The organism is Sebaldella termitidis ATCC 33386 (genome assembly GCF_000024405.1).
Lineage (GTDB): Bacteria > Fusobacteriota > Fusobacteriia > Fusobacteriales > Leptotrichiaceae > Sebaldella > Sebaldella termitidis.
The window spans coordinates 3,334,998-3,351,914 of the sequence record NC_013517.1; the positions used below are offsets into that span (position 1 = coordinate 3,334,998).

Sequence of the window (16,917 nt, forward strand, 5' to 3'; positions counted from 1 at the left end):
TAAGAAAATCCATATAGAAAAATCATCGGCATTTCAGCTGATATACTCTATATGGATTTTTATATTCCAAAATAAAAAAAGAGCCTGAAAAACAGGCAAAAAAAAAGCTTGGCGAAGACCTATATTCCCTAGAAGTAAATCTAAGTATTGTCGGCGCAAACAGGCTTAACTACCAGGTTCGAAATGTATCTGGGTGTACCTCTGTCGCTATGTTCACCAAGCAAGGATTGTCTTAAAAAGACAATGAGAAATAAATAGTAGGATAGATATCCATCAGTAAAAACGGTATATATTTTTTAAAAAGCTTCGTCATATTAGTACTGGTCAGCTAAATATATCACTATACTTACACCTCCAGCCTATCAACCTCCTAGTCTCGAAGGTGACTTAACCATAAAGGTAGAATACTCATCTTGAAGTGGGCTTCTCACTTAGATGCTTTCAGCGATTATCCCTTCCAAACGTGACTACCCAGCTGTGCCACTGGCGTGACAACTGATTCATCAGAGGTTTGTCCATCCCGGTCCTCTCGTACTAAGGACAGATCTTCTCAATATTCTTACGCCTGCAGTGGATAGGGACCGAACTGTCTCACGACGTTCTGAACCCAGCTCGCGTGCCTCTTTAATGGGCGAACAGCCCAACCCTTGGGACCTTCTCCAGCCCCAGGATGAGACGAGCCGACATCGAGGTGCCAAACACTTCCGTCGATATGGACTCTTGGGAAGTATCAGCCTGTTATCCCCGGGGTAGCTTTTATCCGTTGAGCGACGGCCCTTCCATTCGGTACCGCCGGATCACTAAGTCCCGCTTTCGCGCCTGCTCGACCCGTCAGTCTCGCAGTCAAGCTCCCTTATGCCTTTGCACTCTTCGGTTGATTTCCATCCAACCTGAGGGAACCTTTGAACGCCTCCGTTACTCTTTAGGAGGCGACCGCCCCAGTCAAACTGCCCACCTAGCACTGTCTCACAGGTTACAAACCCATGATTAGAATTCCGACAATATATGGTTGGTATTCCACCAGTGACTCCTTTACAGCTAGCGCCATAAATTCAACGTCTCCCAACTATCCTATACACACATTGCCAAAACCCAATGCCAAGCTACAGTAAAGCTCCACGGGGTCTTTCCGTCCTACTGCAGGTAGTCGGTATCTTCACCGCCATTACAACTTCACCAAGTCTCCAGCCAAGACAGCTCCCAAATCATTTCACCATTCGTGCAGGTCGGAACTTACCCGACAAGGAATTTCGCTACCTTAGGACCGTTATAGTTACGGCCGCCGTTCACTGGGGCTTCAATTCGAATCTCTCAATCCTCCTCTTAACCTTCCAGCACTGGGCAGGTGTCAGCCCATATACGTCGCCTTTCAGCTTAGCATAGACCTGTGTTTTTGGTAAACAGTTGCTTGGGACTCTTCACTGCGACCTACTTCTGCTCCGGACGTTTCTTCCTTCACATAACATAGGTACCCCTTCTCCCGAAGTTACGGGGCCATTTTGCAGAGTTCCTTAGCTAGAGTTATCTTGTCGGCCTTATGTTTCTCACACAGTCCACCTGTGTCGGTTTACAGTACGGGCACTATTATTCTAAATAGAAGTTTTTCTCGGCAGCATAGGATTTGTAACTTCGCTTCCTTAGAAGCTCCCTATCAAGTCTCACATTTAATCAGGCGGATTTACCTACCTAATCATGCTACTCTCTTCGACATACTATTCCGTCAGTATGCTTACATACCTTTCTGCGTCACTCCATCTCTCAAACAAATAACAGTGGTATAGGAATATTAACCTATTTTCCATTCGCCTACGCTTTTCAGCCTCAACTTAGGTCCCGACTCCCCCAAAGCGGACAAACCTTCCTTTGGAAACCTTGGACTTCCGGCCAGAGGGATTCTCACCCTCTTTCTCGCTACTCATTCCTGCATTCTCACTTCTGATACCTCCAGCATGCCTTACAGCACACCTTCTTCGGCCTACAGAACGCTCTCCTACCAAACTAACTTACGTTAGTTTCCACAGCTTCGGTTTATGTCTTAGCCCCGTTACATCTTCGGCGCAGACACTCTCGACCAGTGAGCTATTACGCACTCTTTAAAGGTATGGCTGCTTCTAAGCCAACCTCCTGGTTGTTTCTGAATGTCCACCTCCTTCCCCACTTAGACATAATTAGGGACCTTAGCTGGTGGTCTGGGCTGTTTCCCTCTCGTCTGCGGACCTTGTCACCCACAGACTCACTCCTAACAATTAAACTATAGTATTCGCAGTTTGCTTGACTTCAGTAAGCTATACGCCCCCTAGGCCATACAGTGCTCTACCCCCATAGTTCTTTGTTAAGGCTGCACCTAAATGCATTTCGGAGAGAACGAGCTATCTCCTAGTTCGATTGGCTTTTCACCCCTAAACCTATCTCATCTCCCAGCATTTCAACGATGGTGAGTTCGGTCCTCCACTAAGTCTTACCTTAGCTTCAACCTGGACAGGCCTAGATCACTAGGTTTCGCGTCTATAACATGCGACTATCGCCCTATTAAGACTCGGTTTCCCTTCGGCTCCGCTTCCTTAACCTTGCCACATATCATAACTCGCAGGATGATTAACCAAAATCCACGCAGTCACCCCGAAGGGCTCCTACCGTTTGTAAGCACACGGTTTCAGGTTCTATTTCACTCCCTTACACAGGGTTCTTTTCACCTTTCCCTCACGGTACTCTCCTCTATCGGTCAACAAGAGTATTTAGCCTTACGAGATATGGTCCTCGCTGATTCACACCGAATTCCTCGTGCTCGATGCTACTCGGGATATTTAATATATACACTCAATATTACTCATACAGGACTTTCACCTTCTATGGTTTACCTTCCCAGATACATTCTAATTCTATTTCGTATATATTGACTTCAGAGCTATCCGTCATTAAACTCCCACTACCCCACACAAGCAACGCTGCTCGCTTATACACTTATGTGGTTTAGGCTCTTCCCCTTTCGCTCGCCGCTACTCAGAGAATCGTTTTTACTTTCTCTTCCTCGGGTTACTTAGATGTTTCAGTTCACCCGCTTACCTCTTTCGTAAATACCCTCCAGGTATTTAGGTTCTCCCATTCGGACATCTTAGGATCAAAGCTTCTTTGCAGCTCCCCTAAGCTTTTCGCAGCTTATCACGTCCTTCATCGGCTCTTGTTGCCTAGGCATCCTCCGTGTGCCCTTAGCGCTTTTCTTTCGATAACCTCTTTTTTACTTTCTTTCTTTCTACCTACTATTCATTTCTCATTGTCCAATTTTAACACTTTTAGTTGATTGTTCAAGGAACAATCAAAATAAAAGAAGAAGCTGCCATCTTATTTCTCCTTAGAAAGGAGGTGATCCATCCGCACCTTCCGGTACGGATACCTTGTTACGACTTCACCCCAATCGCTTACCACACCTTCAGTACTTCCTTCCCTTACGGGTTAGGCCAGCAATTTCAGGTGCAACAAACTCTCGTGGTGTGACGGGCGGTGTGTACAAGACCCGAGAACGTATTCACCGCGGCATTGCTGATCCGCGATTACTAGCGATTCCAACTTCATGAAGTCGAGTTGCAGACTTCAATCCGAACTGAGAACAGATTTCTTGATTTGCTCCATGTCACCATTTTGCTTCTCTTTGTACTGTCCATTGTAGCACGTGTGTAGCCCAGATCATAAGGGGCATGATGACTTGACGTCATCCCCACCTTCCTCCTGCTCTTCGCAGGCAGTCTCGCTAAAGTCCTCAACTTAATGTTAGTAACTAACGATAGGGGTTGCGCTCGTTGCGGGACTTAACCCAACATCTCACGACACGAGCTGTCGACAGCCATGCACCACCTGTCTTCCGGTTCCCGAAGGCACTTAAGTATCTCTACCTAATTCCGGAGATGTCAAGATCTGGTAAGGTTCCTCGCGTTGCGTCGAATTAAACCACATGCTCCACCGCTTGTGCGGGTCCCCGTCAATTCCTTTGAGTTTCAGCCTTGCGGCCGTACTCCCCAGGCGGTTCACTTATCGCATTTGCTTCGGCACAGACGATCTACTCGCCCACACCCAGTGAACATCGTTTACAGCTAGGACTACCAGGGTATCTAATCCTGTTTGCTCCCCTAGCTTTCGCACTTCAGCGTCAGTTTTTGTCCAGTGAGCTACCTTCGTCATCGGCATTCCTACATATATCTACGAATTTCACCTCTACTCATGTAGTTCCGCCCACCTTTCCAATACTCTAGAATTTCAGTTTCGTCGGCAAGCTAATGGTTGAGCCACTAGTTTTCACCGTCGACTTGAAACCCCGCCTAGATGCCCTTTATGCCCAATAATTCCGGATAACGCTTGCGACATACGTATTACCGCGGCTGCTGGCACGTATTTAGCCGTCGCTTATTCTGTTGGTACCGTCATTTTTTTCTTCCCAACTTAAAGCACTTTACAATCCGAAGACCTTCGTCGTGCACACAGAATTGCTGGATCAGAGTTACCTCCATTGTCCAATATTCCCCACTGCTGCCTCCCGTAAGAGTAAGGGCCGTATCTCAGTCCCCTTGTGGCCGTCCACCCTCTCAGGCCGGCTACCTATCATCGCCTTGGTTGTCCGTTACACTACCAACTAGCTAATAGGACGCAAAGCTCTCATATGGCATTGCTTTTCATGAATCAATGATGCCATTAATTCATTATATCAGGTCTTATCCGTCGTTTCCATCGGTTATCCCTGTCCATATGGCAAGTTCTTTACGCGTTACTCACCCGTCCGCCATGATACCCTCTCCCCGAAGGGAGTCTTCTCATCGACTTGCATGTGTTAAGCATTCTGTCAGCGTTCATCCTGAGCCAGGATCAAACTCTTCATTCAATATTTATTTCCACTACCTTAATCTTTTCTTTCTTGGCGTTTGCTTCTTCTTCTATTTTCATTGTCCTTTTGCCTAGCATTTTTTCTGCTGACAAGGAATATACTACCAAATCTAAAAAGTTTTGTCAACGACTTTTTTTTATTTTTTTTGTTTTTTTTTATTTCATATTATCTAAGTACTGATTTTATTGACTTTATCATTTTAAAAAAAATTGATTTTTCTTGCTTATCTTACTGTCTCCTCTGTTTTTCTTTTATTATTTTTCATTAATTATTTTTATATTTCAAATATTTTTTTATTTTTTTTAAATATTAGTGTTTTATTTCTTTACACCGGGTCTATATATAGTTATGATTTTATTTTATTCCCTATTATATTTTTTTACTACCTTATTATATTGTAATTTATATTTTTTTAGATACATTATTATCATACTGCTGTTTCTGCATTAATTCATCGATTATGTACTTTTTATCAACAGATGTAAATTTTTGTAATTATACTTTTCAAAACTTCTAAATTGTTTTTATCGAATTATAGGTTATCATTATAATGGGTGAGATAATATGAAAATTAATAGCCGGTTGTTAAAAATTGTTAATTTTTTGTACCATAATAACCCGACTAACATCAAAGAAATTGCTCGCTCTCTTGATATAAGCGAACGTGCTGTCAGATACGAAATAGATAATTTTAATTTTATACTGGAAATGAATAATGTCCCCGGAGTGCAAAAGCTTCCTATGGGTACTCTGAAAATTGATAAAAACTTCTTCAACACGAAATATGTTCCTTTGCTAAAAGATATTGTAAAAGAAACTAAGGAAAACAGAAGCAGCTTTATCAAATTTTTATTTCTTGCCGAAAATTCTATTAATATTTCTCAGACAGCAAAAAAGCTTGGTATCAGCAGAGCAACAGTGAAAAATGATTTATTAGGGTTAGAAGATGAATTTAGAATGAATAATGTTATATTAGAAGGTCAGAACATTATTTCTTCTGAAAAAAATACAAGAGATTACTTGTTAAAATGTTTTTCCAAAGATATAAACGCACTGTACTACTTTGTCCCTGAAAAAAACGAACTTATTTATTCGTATCTTTCAGAGAGAATAAGTACGCTTTATATTGATGCAGTAAAAGAATTTATACAGCAGATAATAAATATTTTTAAAAATACTGATAATGCCTTTTACGAATTTATATTTGCCTACATTATAATCACTATATTAAGAGTAAAAGAAAATAGAAGTTTATGTGATATCAAAAACGAAAATTTTCTCGAAAATATAGAAGAATACCATATTATTACTGAGCAGGCAGAGTCTTTGGAAAGCTCCCTTGGTATCAGATTCAGTAAAGTGGAAAAACTACAGTTAACAGATTATATTTTAGGTTTTGTTTCTTATTCATATAATACTTCTGTTTTAGAAAACTGGATAGAAATCGAAATTTTTGTTAAAGATCTGATCGCTTTGGTCAATGAGGATATTGACTATAATATCCTTCATGACGAACAGCTTGCCGAAGGTCTTCTAAATCATATGAAACCTCTTATTTACAGATTGAAAAATAATTTTTCCATAAACAGCGATATTCATATAAAAGCTGTAGAGGAACATTTTAATATTTTTTATCTGGTAAAAAAATCTCTTAGCAAATTTAATTCCATAATCTGTAAAGAAATATCAGATTCGGAAATAGCACTTTTAACACTTCATTTTTTAGCTTCTATTGAGAGAAATAAAAATAAGAGCGGTAATTATAATAAGAATATTCTTCTGGTCTGCTACGGCGGTTATGGGACTTCTATGCTTGTAAAAGACAATCTTGAACAAAATTATCACGTAAAAATTGAAAGTGTAATTTCTTATTTTCAGCTTTCAAATTATGATCTTTCTGATATAGATTATATAATCAGTACTGTTAAGCTGAAAAACAGGCTTTTATACCCTGAAAAACCTAAAATTATTGAAATAACTCCGTTTTTTTCCATTGAGGACCAAAAAACTCTTGAAGAAAACTATATATTTAAGAAAAAAAACAATGAAATAAGAGTATCTGTAAATGAAATAGTAACAATTGTCAAAAAATATGCGACTATTCATAACCCTGAAAGTCTAAACCATGAACTTGTAAAGATTTTTAATAAAGAAACACTTTATCCGGCGAAGGAAAATAAATTTATGGATTATATCTCACCCGATAAAATTCAATATACTGAAAGTGTAAAAGACTGGAAAGAAAGTATTTTTCTGGCCGGAAGCGATCTTTTACAGTCCGGTTACATCAATAATTCATATATAGAAGAAATCATTAATGTAACGGAAACTTTTGGTGCATACTTTGTTTTAGGTAACAAAATAGCCATTCCACACGGACAGCTGGCAAAAAATGTTTATAAAAACGGAATTAACATACTTTATATAAAAAAGCCTGTTACTTTCCCGAATAATAAAAAGGTTTCCCTTATATTTTTTATGGCTGCACTGGAGAAGAATGCACATTTAAACAGCCTTGCCTCTATTCTTGGGCTGGCAAAAAATAAAAATTTTTTATTAAGTTTAGAAAAGATAAATAATAATATTGAGCTTTTCAATTTAATTGAACAATATTCGGAGTGAGAAAAATGAAATTAAACGAACTTTTTACTGAAAAAAATGTAGAGCTGGATATGATTGCAGAATATCCTGAAGATATTATCAGAGCCGGAGGAAATCTTTTATTGAAAAACGGTTCTGTCCGGGAAGGTTATATCGATGAAATGCTTAACAGCTATGAAAAAATCGGGGCATATATGGTTATTTCCCCCGGAATAGCAATTCCCCATGCAAGACCTGATTCTTCCGTCATAAAATCAGGTATCTCCTTTATACGCCTGAAAAACCCGGTTTATTTCGGACATCCTGAAAATGATCCTGTTACTCTTGTCTTTTCCATTGCGGGTACCAGCGGGGATAATCACATAGAACTTATCCAGTCGCTAAGTGAGATTTTATTTGACAAAAATATTGTAAACAGCCTTTATACGGTGAAAAATAAAGAAGACTTTCTGAAATTATTATCTGAGAAGGAGGGAAAATAATGAGAATAATAACAGTCTGCGGAATGGGATTTGGTACAAGTCTTATGCTGCTTATGAGTATACAGAAAATCGGAACAAAATATAATATGAGTATTACCGGGGAAGCTGTAGATCTCTCATCATTACACGGATTAAAAGCTGACCTGATAGTAGCTTCTTCTGAGATAGCAAAGGAAATCAGAGATTCTGATATTCCCGTTATCGGCATTACCAATATGCTTGACGAAGATGAAATCGAAGCAAAAGTAATACCCGTACTGCAAAATTTATAATATTATATAACACTATCTAAAAAGGAGGTTTTTAGAATCATGGAATCTTTATTATATCACGTAATCAGTATCCTCAAAAATCCGGCTTTTGTTCTGGGAATTATCGCATTCATAGGACTTTTGTCTCTGAAAAGAAGCTTTTCCGACTGTATAAAAGGTACAGTAAAAACTATACTGGGTTTTCTTATTCTACAGGTTGGGGCAGGTGCTATAGTAGGCGCCCTTATACCTTTCAGCACTCTTTTTACAGCAGCTTTCGGTTTTACGGGAATAGTAGCGGAAGATAACTCTTTAGTAGCGGCAGTCCAGCAGTTTCTTGGTATTGAAACTGCCTTAATCATGCTTTTTTCATTTATTATAAATATTCTTCTGGCAAAATTTACTAAATGGAAATATATTTTTCTTACAGGACATATGATGTTTTCCTTTGCGGGAACAATGGCGATTTTATTTGACCAAATGGGATTTTCAAGAATACAGATTATAATTTTCGGTTCAATAATACAGGGAATATCAATGGTTCTCTTCCCGGCTATATCACAGCCTATGGTTAGAAAGGTTACTGGTAATGATAATGTAGCCTTTGGTTTTTGGGGAAGTTCCCTTGTTACATTCTGCGGATATCTCGGAGGGCTTGTAGGTAATAAGGAGCAGTCTTCGGAAGATGTAAAAGTTTCTAATAAACTGGACTTTTTGAAAGATATGGGAGTTCTTATGTCTATTGTAATGGTCTGCGTTTATCTGGTAACATCTATATTCGCAGGAAAAGAAAATCTTATAGAAATTACAGGTGAAAGTTCTGTGGTTTCATTCAGTCTTATGACTGCCCTGAATTTTGTTGCAGGTATTCTGGTATTATTACAGGGAGTCAGAATGTTTCTTGGTGAAATCGTACCTGCATTTAAAGGTTTTTCGGATAAAATAGTTCCGGGAGCAAAACCGGCACTTGATGTTCCTATTTTTTACTCTTATGCTCCTATTGCAGTTACTATAGGCTTTCTATCTGCCATGGCTGGAGGAATACTGGTAACATTTATATCAAAGTTTCTGCCGGTTACTGTACTGCCGAGTGTTATTGGTCTTTTCTTCATGGGCGGAGCAGCAGGTGTTTTTGGTAATACAACAGGCGGAAGAAGAGGAGCTGTAGTTTCCGGTTTCCTTTTAGGCTTTCTGTTTTCGCTTATTATAGCACTTGCCTACCCGTTACTGGATTTGAGTTCATATAACATACAGGGTCTCTGGTTTGCTTCCACAGATGCAATAATAGTAGTAGTTATTATAAGGGTTATAGGATTTATATTTGGTATCAAATAATTTTAGGAGGAAATATAAATGAAAAAAATAAGAACAATTCTGGGAGATATCGAAAGGGAGAAACTTGGCTTTACATATACACATGAGCATCTGATTGCAGTTCCTCCTGTGCATCAAAAAGACAGAGATCTGGAATTAAATGATTATTATAAATCTTACTCGGAACTTTTGAAATTTAAAGAAGCAGGCGGACAAACCCTTGTGGAAGCCTCTACTCTGGACTACGGACGAAGTGTAAAACAAATGCGGCAAATGTCTGTTGATTCCAAAATAAATGTAGTTTTCACCACAGGATTTAATAAACACATTTATTACCCTGAATGGGTTTCTGAAAAAAGTATAGAGGAAATCACTGAAATACTTACCGGCGATGTTATGAACGGCGCAGAAGGAACAGATTCCAAAGCAGGCTTTCTAAAAGGCGGTGCATGGTATAACCTGATCCACCCGCTCGAGGAAAAGACAACTATTGCCATAGGAAAGGCAGCTGTTATTACCGGAGCTCCTGTATGGCTTCATACAGAAGCCGGTACAATGGGAATGGAGATGCTTGACATACTTGAAGAAGAAAATGTCGATCTGACTAAAGTAGCAGTCGGACACTCAGACCGAAATGCTGATTTATTTTATCATCTGGAGCTTTTAAAAAGAGGAGCATATGTTCAGTTTGACGGAGTCGGTAAGGTAAAATACTATCCTGACAGCACGCGTATAGAGCTTATCAAAGGTATAATAGATGCCGGTTTTGAAGACAAGCTTCTTATTTCAGGTGATATGGGACGTCAGTCTTATCTTCATTCATATGGAGGCGGACCGGGATTTGAATTTATAATAAAAAAATTCATTCCTAGAATGCAGGCTGAAGGTATCAGCAATGAAATAATAGCAAAAATTTTCCTGAAAAACCCTGCTGACTGGCTTGCACAATTCTAAGGAGTATGATTAAAATGAAAAATTTTGAAATAGAATTTATGACAAGAACCGAAGTAGAAGAGCATCTTGTCAAAAACCCTGTTATGATTCTTCCTGTAGGTTCTACCGAACAGCATGGTTTTCATCTGCCTCTGGGAACTGATACTATTCTTGCAAAAGCCCTTGCAAGAATGGTTGCCCCTAGAATAAACTCACTTATAATTCCTGCACTTTATTACGGTTATTCATGGGTATGGCACAAAATTCCCGGGACTATAACTCTGGAACAGGAGCATTTTAAAACTGTTTTAAAAGACATAGCCAAAAGTGTGGAAACATACGGAACAAAACTTTTAATTATAATTAACGGACATGATGCCAATAATCAATCCCTGAAATATACAGTAAGAGAAATGAAGTACCAGACTGATATGAAAATACTTTACTTTTTCTATCCAAATTTTTCTGAAATTTATAAAAAATATTGTGAATCAGAAATACAAAATGGTCTGTTTCATGCGGAGGAATTTGAAACTTCACTTATGCTTGCAGAAAATGACAAGCTTGTAGATATGACAAAAGCAGTAAAGGAATATCCGGACTATCCACCGTTATATTCACATACCAGCGAAATACTCGGAGATATAAGTAAAAGTGGTGTTTTTGGAGATGCTACCGCTGCCGGTAAAGAAAAAGGGCAAAAGATGTTTGAGGAGTTTGCCGACGAAATCTGTAAGGCTGTAAGTCTTTTAACAAATAATAAACTATAGGGTGAAATATATGATAAATTCTAAAATAACCGGAATATTCAGAAATATAGACGAAAGTAAGATTGTCAAAACTGCCGAGATCCTCATTAATAATAATATTAATACCTTTGAGGTCTCTTATAATTCACATGATGCGATAAAGCAGATAAAACTTTTGAAAGAGCATTATCCGGATGCTAAAATCGGAGCTGGGACTATTTTGAATATAGAAGATCTGAAAAAGATAACTTCAGAGACAGAACTGGATTTTATTTTTACTCCCTCTGTCAATGAAGAGGTTCTTAAATATTCCAAAAAAAATAATATAAATCTTATTCCGGGTGTTTTTTCTCCCAGTGAGGTTGCACTATGTCTGAATTACGGCTTCAGACTTCTGAAACTGTTTCCAGCAGAAAATCTCTCGGAAACTTATGTAAAAAATTTGAAAGGTCCCTTTAATAATGCTGATTTTATTGCTGTAGGCGGTGTTACCAAAGATAATATCATGTCTTTTTTCAAAATGGGCTATCTTGGTGTGGGGATGGGTTCAAGTCTTATAAAAACTGATTTTTTGAAAAACAATGACTGGGATTCTTTAGACAAGCATATTAAGGATACGCTGAAAGCAATAGATGAATTTTTATAGACTTTTGAAAAATAAGAAATATATAAATTCAGGTAATTTTTTCCTAACTGATATAACAGTGGTCTTAATTTACCTGATCTGTTGTATCAGAACCTTATAAAATATAAAATCAAAATCAGAAGCATGGAGCTTCTGATTTTATGATACATTATATTTTCCGTTCTTTAAGTTTTTTTACTTTTCAAATGTTTGAAATTATTCCTGAAAAAAGAACTCTCAATAAAAAAATGAACTGTAAAGTATAATATTGTTATATCACCTAAATATGATATAATAGTATCATATTGTAGAAAACAGAGAGGTGAAGCTTTATGGGTGATAATGAAACAAGAACCAAAATAATCAAAGCTGCCGAAGAGTTATTTAAGCAGAAAGATTATGAAGATATTTCTATCAGGGAAATCTGTCAGCTGGCCGGCATCTCAATAGGAGCTTTTTATCGTCATATAGGATCAAAGGAACAGTTATTTAAAATATTTCATATTCAGCTGGGAACAGAAGCATTAAAAATATTATTTGAAAAAATTGACAATAAAACACCTATGGAGAAGATATCTGTAGTTATAGATATATACCTTGATTTGATAACATACTTTGGATATAAATTTGTTAAATATTTTCTTACATTATCACTGAATAATGAAATTTTTGCGAATCCTCCGGGGGCTCTGCATACTTTTTTGAAGGAATATATTACTGAAGCATCCAACAATGGTGAATTCAAGCCGGAATACACTATTGACTATATTTTCAGAGCTCTTTTTTCCTCTTTGCGCGGAGCTGCATTTGACTGGAGTGTAAATTCAGGAAAAAGTGATATAAAGGCTGACTATTCCATCACATTAAATATTTTACTCAATGAATTCAAGAAAAAATAATTTTTTATATATCTTTTTTGGAAAAAAATCTGCTTATTATATAAAAATACTGCCAGCTTAATAAATCGGCAGTGTTTTTTAGTTACCATACAAACCAAGCCAGTATTTTTATATATGTCATTACAGCTGAAAAATCATATATAAGCACTGATATAAATAAAAAAGACAGGCTCATAATAATATTCCATATTTTAAAGTATACTGTTATAATTTTTCTGTGTTATAATATACTCGATAAAAGAATATAATCAGGAGGAAGCATGAATAATAAACAGCTGAATGAGCAGGAAAAGAATGAAGAACTTGTCGAGATTGGTATCACGGCTTATGAAAATAAGGATTATCAAAAAGCCCTTGAAGCATTTTCAAAAATAACACCGTCATTTGAGCAGTATGATATCGTAAGGGGGGAGATTATAGGATTTCACTATAACTTAGAGCATTATGAAGAAGTCATCAGACTTGCCCGGTTAGAAACAGAAGAAAATGAAAGTTATCCGATTATTATTGCCAATAGAATGAGAGCACATTTAAAATTAGAACAATATCAGGAAATTTTAGATTTTTATAAAAACTCAACAGTTTCTCTTGATGAGGAAGCAAGGGAACATTATCTTATCACTGTCCAAAATGCTGCCATGGCTGTTAATGATAACAGTTTAGCTTCTGAAATTGCAGTGAAATTAGATAACATGTATATTAAATTAGGTAAGGATCGCACAACTTACACCGCTTTTTAAGAAGCTGCAACAAAATTACCGTTAAAAATAAATCTATTATGGTGGTGACTAAATGAATATTATAATCAAAAAAGCTGAAAAAACGGAGCATTATAAAATTATTGAGATACTTGCTGATGAAATCTGGAATGAATGTTATATTTCAATTATTAGTAAAGAACAAATTGAATATATGCTGAGAAATTTTCAGTCTGAAAATACTGTAAAAGAACAGTCAGAAAACGGATACCTGTATTTTTTTGCGGAATATAACGGCGAGTATGCCGGTTATTGCTGCATTGTCCCGGAAAATGACGGAGTTTTTCTGAGTAAATTTTATATAAAAAAGGAATTCCGCGGTAAGGGCATTGCCAAACAGCTTCTTAAATACGCTTTAGAGCCTTTTTTATCAGAAAAACCGCTTCGTGTACATCTTACTGTTAATAAGTATAATGCAAATTCTATTGCTGTTTATAAGAAAATGGGATTTGAAGTCTTTAACGAATGTGCAAATGATATCGGAAACGGCTTTATAATGGATGACTATGAGATGGAATGTTTTTTAAATAAAAATGTTCTGTAAAAATAAAAACTGCCTTAAAATACAAAAGCTTTATTTTGTTTTAAGGCAGTTTTTTTTAGTAAGAAACTTATGCTACTCCAGAAGCTTTTTATACGACAGACTCATGGCTAATGCTCCTGCAGGTGCTGTAATAATAATTGCCAGCACTGCTATAGCAAGTATCAGATCCCCGGAAGCCACTCCCGCTGCAAGCGGTATTCCGCCTACAGCGGCCTGTACAGTAGCTTTAGGGATATATGCCAGAATGCAGAACAATCTTTCTTTTATATTCAGATTACTTCCAATTGTAGAAATATAAACACCTGCACTTCTTCCTGCAAGTCCTGCGAGAATTATCAAAAAACCGGTAAGTCCGGCATTCAGAGCTACATGTATATTTACCTGGGCTCCGACCAGAACAAAAAGCAGCAGTTCGGCAAAAACCCATATTTTATTGAATTTTTTTGACAAACGCTCTGCTGCTTCCGGAAGTTTTTCCAATATAACAACTCCGACTGTCATTACTCCAATAAGCGAAGCAATCTCTACTTTATCATGAAGAAAATTCTCCATACCCTTTAAAAAAATGGAAATAGACAATATAATCAGTACTTTTTTAGTATCCCTTATATGAAATTTCCTGAAAATTCTTACCAGTATCAGTCCCGCACCTATTCCCACAGCTATCCCAAGAATTATGGACAAAGGAATTCCCAAAAGCTGGAAAACAGGGTTTACACTGCTTCCTCCATAAAGTCCCAGAAATACAGTAAATAATGTTATTGCAAAAACATCATCTGCTGAGGCTCCTGCCAGTATAATCGTAGAAATTCCTTTTTTCATTCCTATTCCTTTTTCTGAAAGAAATATCATAAAAGGCACTACTACTGCCGGTGATACAGCAGCAATTATAAATCCCAGCATCCCGCCTTCCACAAATGAAAATCCCAGCAGCTTCATTGATAAGAATGCAATGGTAAATCCTTCTATAAGTCCGGGAATACAGGAGAATTTCACTGCAAGCGGACCGACCTTTTTCAGTTCATTTCTGTTAATGCCAAGACCTGCTCTTAATAAAATTATTATTAGTGCAATTGTTCGCAGTTCTCCAGATATTTCAATAAGATTTTTATCAAGAATATTAAAGCCGTAAGGTCCTGCTGCTGCCCCGAGAATAATCATTCCCAAAAAACCCGGTAATTTTAATTTTGTAAATATGTAATTCAGCAGTAATCCTGCCAAAACTATAAATGCCATACTAAGTGCCATAGTATTATCCGCCTCCCGTAGAAAAATAAAAAATAGCTTCCACAACAAAAAAACGCTGCAGAAGCTATTAACATGAAAAACATGTGGTTCCGGCATACACCGCGGAGAGCTTCATCTCCTTAAGTTTACTGTTCTAATATATCATATCCGAATTTAAAATACAAATAAATTTTGAAGCTATGTCTTTTCCTTATACATTATCGGTATGAACTTTGCTGCAAATTTATATTTATCACGATTCTTTATATAAAGAAGCCCGAATATGGAAAAAACAACAGCCCCTATAAAATTTACTATAAGATCTTTCATTGTATCAATAATGCCTATATCCAGATATCCGCCTTTTATTACTGTTTTTGTCAGGTTATTTTCATCATTGCCCGAATATATCTCTGTATATTTAATATTTCTGATTACTACAGGTATATTCTTTCCTTCGGGCTCCAGCTCAACAGTGGAAATCACCTGTACTATACGGTCTTTCTGCATATCAGTTTTAAGATACCGGTCTGCCGAGAATTCAAAAAATTCCCAGAGCACGCCAATTGTCATAGAAAAACAAAATGCTACAAGAGCCACAAAAATCGGTGACATTTTTATATAAAATTCTTCACTCCTGTTTAGAATATCTATAAGTGAAAATCCTATTGCAGCACAGAGAAAACCGTTTATAGTGTGAAGCATGGTATCCCAGTACGGAAATAATCCGTAAAAATTATGTATCTCTCCGAGTATCTCTGCCGAAAATATAAACAATACCACTATACTCTCCAATAATGTAGGAAACTGAACCATCAGCCTTTTTTTTATTATACTCGGTATTAAAAAAAGTATCAAAGTCAGTATACACATAAATACACTGTGCCAGTCCTGTAGAAATATCTCCCTTATCATTGTTGCCACCACAATTACTCTGAGTACTATATATATTGTCAGTTTAGTCTTTTTCTTATTCATCACTTTCTTTTTCAATTTTATCACTACTCCGTTTCAGCTGGTTTCTTTGTAATAAATAACCTGGAAAAATAAGAAATAATACGATATACCGAAAATATTCCGCTATAACCGTATATTTTTTCAGAGATAAATTATTGTAAAGTTCTGTTATTATAGCTGAGAACAGCTGTATAAGAAGCTATTTCATAATACTTTTCCCCGATTCTCACTTCCACAAGAGGAAGGTCTGTTCTCACCTGATAATTCGGATTTATGAGAGTCTTATTTCCTTTATGATAACACGCAAGTATCTGCCCTTTATTTCCGCTGATAGCTCCTTCTACAGTAAGTCTCAGTCCCATTTCACCTATCCACATACTTTTTTCTTTTTTACATCTTGTTATTTTCCTGTTTGCCGCAAGCTCTTCTCTTATTTCTGTCAAAATTTCCCTGTATTTTTCTTCCGGATTATCAATTACAGTATTGCTTTTATTTTCCAAAAGATATATTTTCTGATCTAAACCTACCTCAAAAATATAATCAGGATTCAGACTCTCCCCAGCTGCGATAAGCCTTGTCCCGGGAATATACGCAATAAACTCCGCTGTATCTCCTACCATTTCTGTCCCTGTTTTTCTGCCGCATGATACAAACAGTAAAAATACAAATAAAAAATATATTTTTTTCATATCCGCTTTTCCTCTCTT

The 16,917-nt window shown here is 37.0% G+C and carries 13 protein-coding genes, 3 rRNA genes and 1 riboswitch; of the genes, 10 read left to right on the forward strand and 6 right to left on the reverse strand.

Annotation, left to right across the window (positions count from 1 at the left end; genetic code table 11):
* Positions 1–106: 106 nt before the first annotated feature.
* The 3 genes from rrf to STERM_RS15715 all read right to left on the reverse strand — a co-directional run bounded on the left by rrf (position 107) and on the right by STERM_RS15715 (position 4,867).
* Positions 107–221: ribosomal RNA gene (rrf, locus tag STERM_RS15705) — 5S ribosomal RNA — on the reverse strand.
* 73 nt (positions 222–294) lie between these two features.
* Positions 295–3,220 (reverse strand): 23S ribosomal RNA (locus tag STERM_RS15710).
* A gap of 133 nt (positions 3,221–3,353) precedes the next feature.
* Positions 3,354–4,867, reverse strand: a 16S ribosomal RNA gene (locus STERM_RS15715).
* Together the 16S, 23S and 5S rRNA genes form the textbook arrangement of a ribosomal RNA operon.
* 567 nt (positions 4,868–5,434) lie before the next feature.
* Here STERM_RS15715 and STERM_RS15720 point away from each other — a divergent pair.
* From STERM_RS15720 to STERM_RS15765, 10 genes are all read left to right on the forward strand, one after another.
* A complete protein-coding gene (locus STERM_RS15720; RefSeq protein ID WP_012862610.1) occupies positions 5,435–7,492 on the forward strand; it encodes a BglG family transcription antiterminator in 2,058 nt (685 codons plus the stop codon).
* A 5-nt stretch (positions 7,493–7,497) separates the two neighbouring features.
* Positions 7,498–7,953 (forward strand): PTS sugar transporter subunit IIA, encoded by a 456-nt coding sequence (locus STERM_RS15725; protein ID WP_012862611.1) that lies wholly within the window; start codon positions 7,498–7,500, stop codon positions 7,951–7,953.
* Positions 7,953–8,225: a PTS sugar transporter subunit IIB gene (locus STERM_RS15730; protein WP_012862612.1), complete on the forward strand. Its 273-nt coding sequence runs from the start codon at positions 7,953–7,955 to the stop codon at positions 8,223–8,225. Before STERM_RS15725 ends, STERM_RS15730 begins: the two co-directional genes overlap by 1 nt.
* A gap of 39 nt (positions 8,226–8,264) precedes the next feature.
* Positions 8,265–9,539 carry a PTS ascorbate transporter subunit IIC gene (locus STERM_RS15735; RefSeq protein WP_012862613.1) on the forward strand — a complete coding sequence of 425 codons (1,275 nt, stop codon included), beginning with the start codon at positions 8,265–8,267 and terminating at the stop codon, positions 9,537–9,539.
* 18 nt (positions 9,540–9,557) lie between these two features.
* Entirely contained in the window at positions 9,558–10,472 is a 915-nt protein-coding gene (locus tag STERM_RS15740; RefSeq protein WP_012862614.1) for a phosphotriesterase family protein, read from the forward strand.
* A 14-nt stretch (positions 10,473–10,486) separates the two neighbouring features.
* Complete coding sequence (locus tag STERM_RS15745; protein WP_012862615.1) at positions 10,487–11,221, forward strand: creatininase family protein; 735 nt, start codon at positions 10,487–10,489, stop codon at positions 11,219–11,221.
* 10 nt (positions 11,222–11,231) lie between these two features.
* The gene (locus STERM_RS15750; RefSeq protein WP_012862616.1) at positions 11,232–11,846 is read left to right on the forward strand and encodes a bifunctional 4-hydroxy-2-oxoglutarate aldolase/2-dehydro-3-deoxy-phosphogluconate aldolase; all 615 of its coding nucleotides are present in this window, start codon (positions 11,232–11,234) and stop codon (positions 11,844–11,846) included.
* 311 nt (positions 11,847–12,157) lie between these two features.
* Positions 12,158–12,724 carry a TetR/AcrR family transcriptional regulator gene (locus STERM_RS15755; protein WP_012862617.1) on the forward strand — a complete coding sequence of 189 codons (567 nt, stop codon included), beginning with the start codon at positions 12,158–12,160 and terminating at the stop codon, positions 12,722–12,724.
* Between the two features lie 260 nt (positions 12,725–12,984).
* Entirely contained in the window at positions 12,985–13,464 is a 480-nt protein-coding gene (locus STERM_RS15760) for a hypothetical protein (protein WP_012862618.1), read from the forward strand.
* Between the two features lie 52 nt (positions 13,465–13,516).
* Positions 13,517–14,026, forward strand: coding sequence for a GNAT family N-acetyltransferase (locus tag STERM_RS15765; RefSeq protein ID WP_012862619.1), 510 nt, complete (start codon positions 13,517–13,519; stop codon positions 14,024–14,026).
* 72 nt (positions 14,027–14,098) lie between these two features.
* Here the strand turns inward: STERM_RS15765 and STERM_RS15770 are convergent, their stop codons facing one another.
* The 3 genes from STERM_RS15770 to STERM_RS15780 all read right to left on the reverse strand — a co-directional run bounded on the left by STERM_RS15770 (position 14,099) and on the right by STERM_RS15780 (position 16,899).
* On the reverse strand, positions 14,099–15,274 hold the full coding sequence (locus STERM_RS15770; RefSeq protein WP_012862620.1) for a cation:proton antiporter: 1,176 nt from the start codon (positions 15,272–15,274) through the stop codon (positions 14,099–14,101).
* A 51-nt stretch (positions 15,275–15,325) separates the two neighbouring features.
* Positions 15,326–15,402: riboswitch (Fluoride riboswitch) on the reverse strand.
* A gap of 49 nt (positions 15,403–15,451) precedes the next feature.
* Positions 15,452–16,231 (reverse strand): DUF2238 domain-containing protein, encoded by a 780-nt coding sequence (locus tag STERM_RS15775; protein WP_041310939.1) that lies wholly within the window; start codon positions 16,229–16,231, stop codon positions 15,452–15,454.
* Between the two features lie 131 nt (positions 16,232–16,362).
* A complete protein-coding gene (locus tag STERM_RS15780; RefSeq protein WP_012862622.1) occupies positions 16,363–16,899 on the reverse strand; it encodes a hypothetical protein in 537 nt (178 codons plus the stop codon).
* Positions 16,900–16,917 lie beyond the last annotated feature (18 nt).

Bases quoted from the DNA above. Each gene is read 5' to 3' on its own strand.
- STERM_RS15720 (WP_012862610.1), top strand. From the start codon at position 5,435: ATGAAAATTAATAGCCGGTTGTTAAAAATTGTTAATTTTTTGTACCAT.
- STERM_RS15725 (WP_012862611.1), top strand. From the start codon at position 7,498: ATGAAATTAAACGAACTTTTTACTGAAAAAAATGTAGAGCTGGATATG.
- STERM_RS15730 (WP_012862612.1), top strand. From the start codon at position 7,953: ATGAGAATAATAACAGTCTGCGGAATGGGATTTGGTACAAGTCTTATG.
- STERM_RS15735 (WP_012862613.1), top strand. From the start codon at position 8,265: ATGGAATCTTTATTATATCACGTAATCAGTATCCTCAAAAATCCGGCT.
- STERM_RS15740 (WP_012862614.1), top strand. From the start codon at position 9,558: ATGAAAAAAATAAGAACAATTCTGGGAGATATCGAAAGGGAGAAACTT.
- STERM_RS15745 (WP_012862615.1), top strand. From the start codon at position 10,487: ATGAAAAATTTTGAAATAGAATTTATGACAAGAACCGAAGTAGAAGAG.
- STERM_RS15750 (WP_012862616.1), top strand. From the start codon at position 11,232: ATGATAAATTCTAAAATAACCGGAATATTCAGAAATATAGACGAAAGT.
- STERM_RS15755 (WP_012862617.1), top strand. From the start codon at position 12,158: ATGGGTGATAATGAAACAAGAACCAAAATAATCAAAGCTGCCGAAGAG.
- STERM_RS15760 (WP_012862618.1), top strand. From the start codon at position 12,985: ATGAATAATAAACAGCTGAATGAGCAGGAAAAGAATGAAGAACTTGTC.
- STERM_RS15765 (WP_012862619.1), top strand. From the start codon at position 13,517: ATGAATATTATAATCAAAAAAGCTGAAAAAACGGAGCATTATAAAATT.
- STERM_RS15770 (WP_012862620.1), bottom strand. From the start codon at position 15,274: ATGGCACTTAGTATGGCATTTATAGTTTTGGCAGGATTACTGCTGAAT.
- STERM_RS15775 (WP_041310939.1), bottom strand. From the start codon at position 16,231: ATGAATAAGAAAAAGACTAAACTGACAATATATATAGTACTCAGAGTA.
- STERM_RS15780 (WP_012862622.1), bottom strand. From the start codon at position 16,899: ATGAAAAAAATATATTTTTTATTTGTATTTTTACTGTTTGTATCATGC.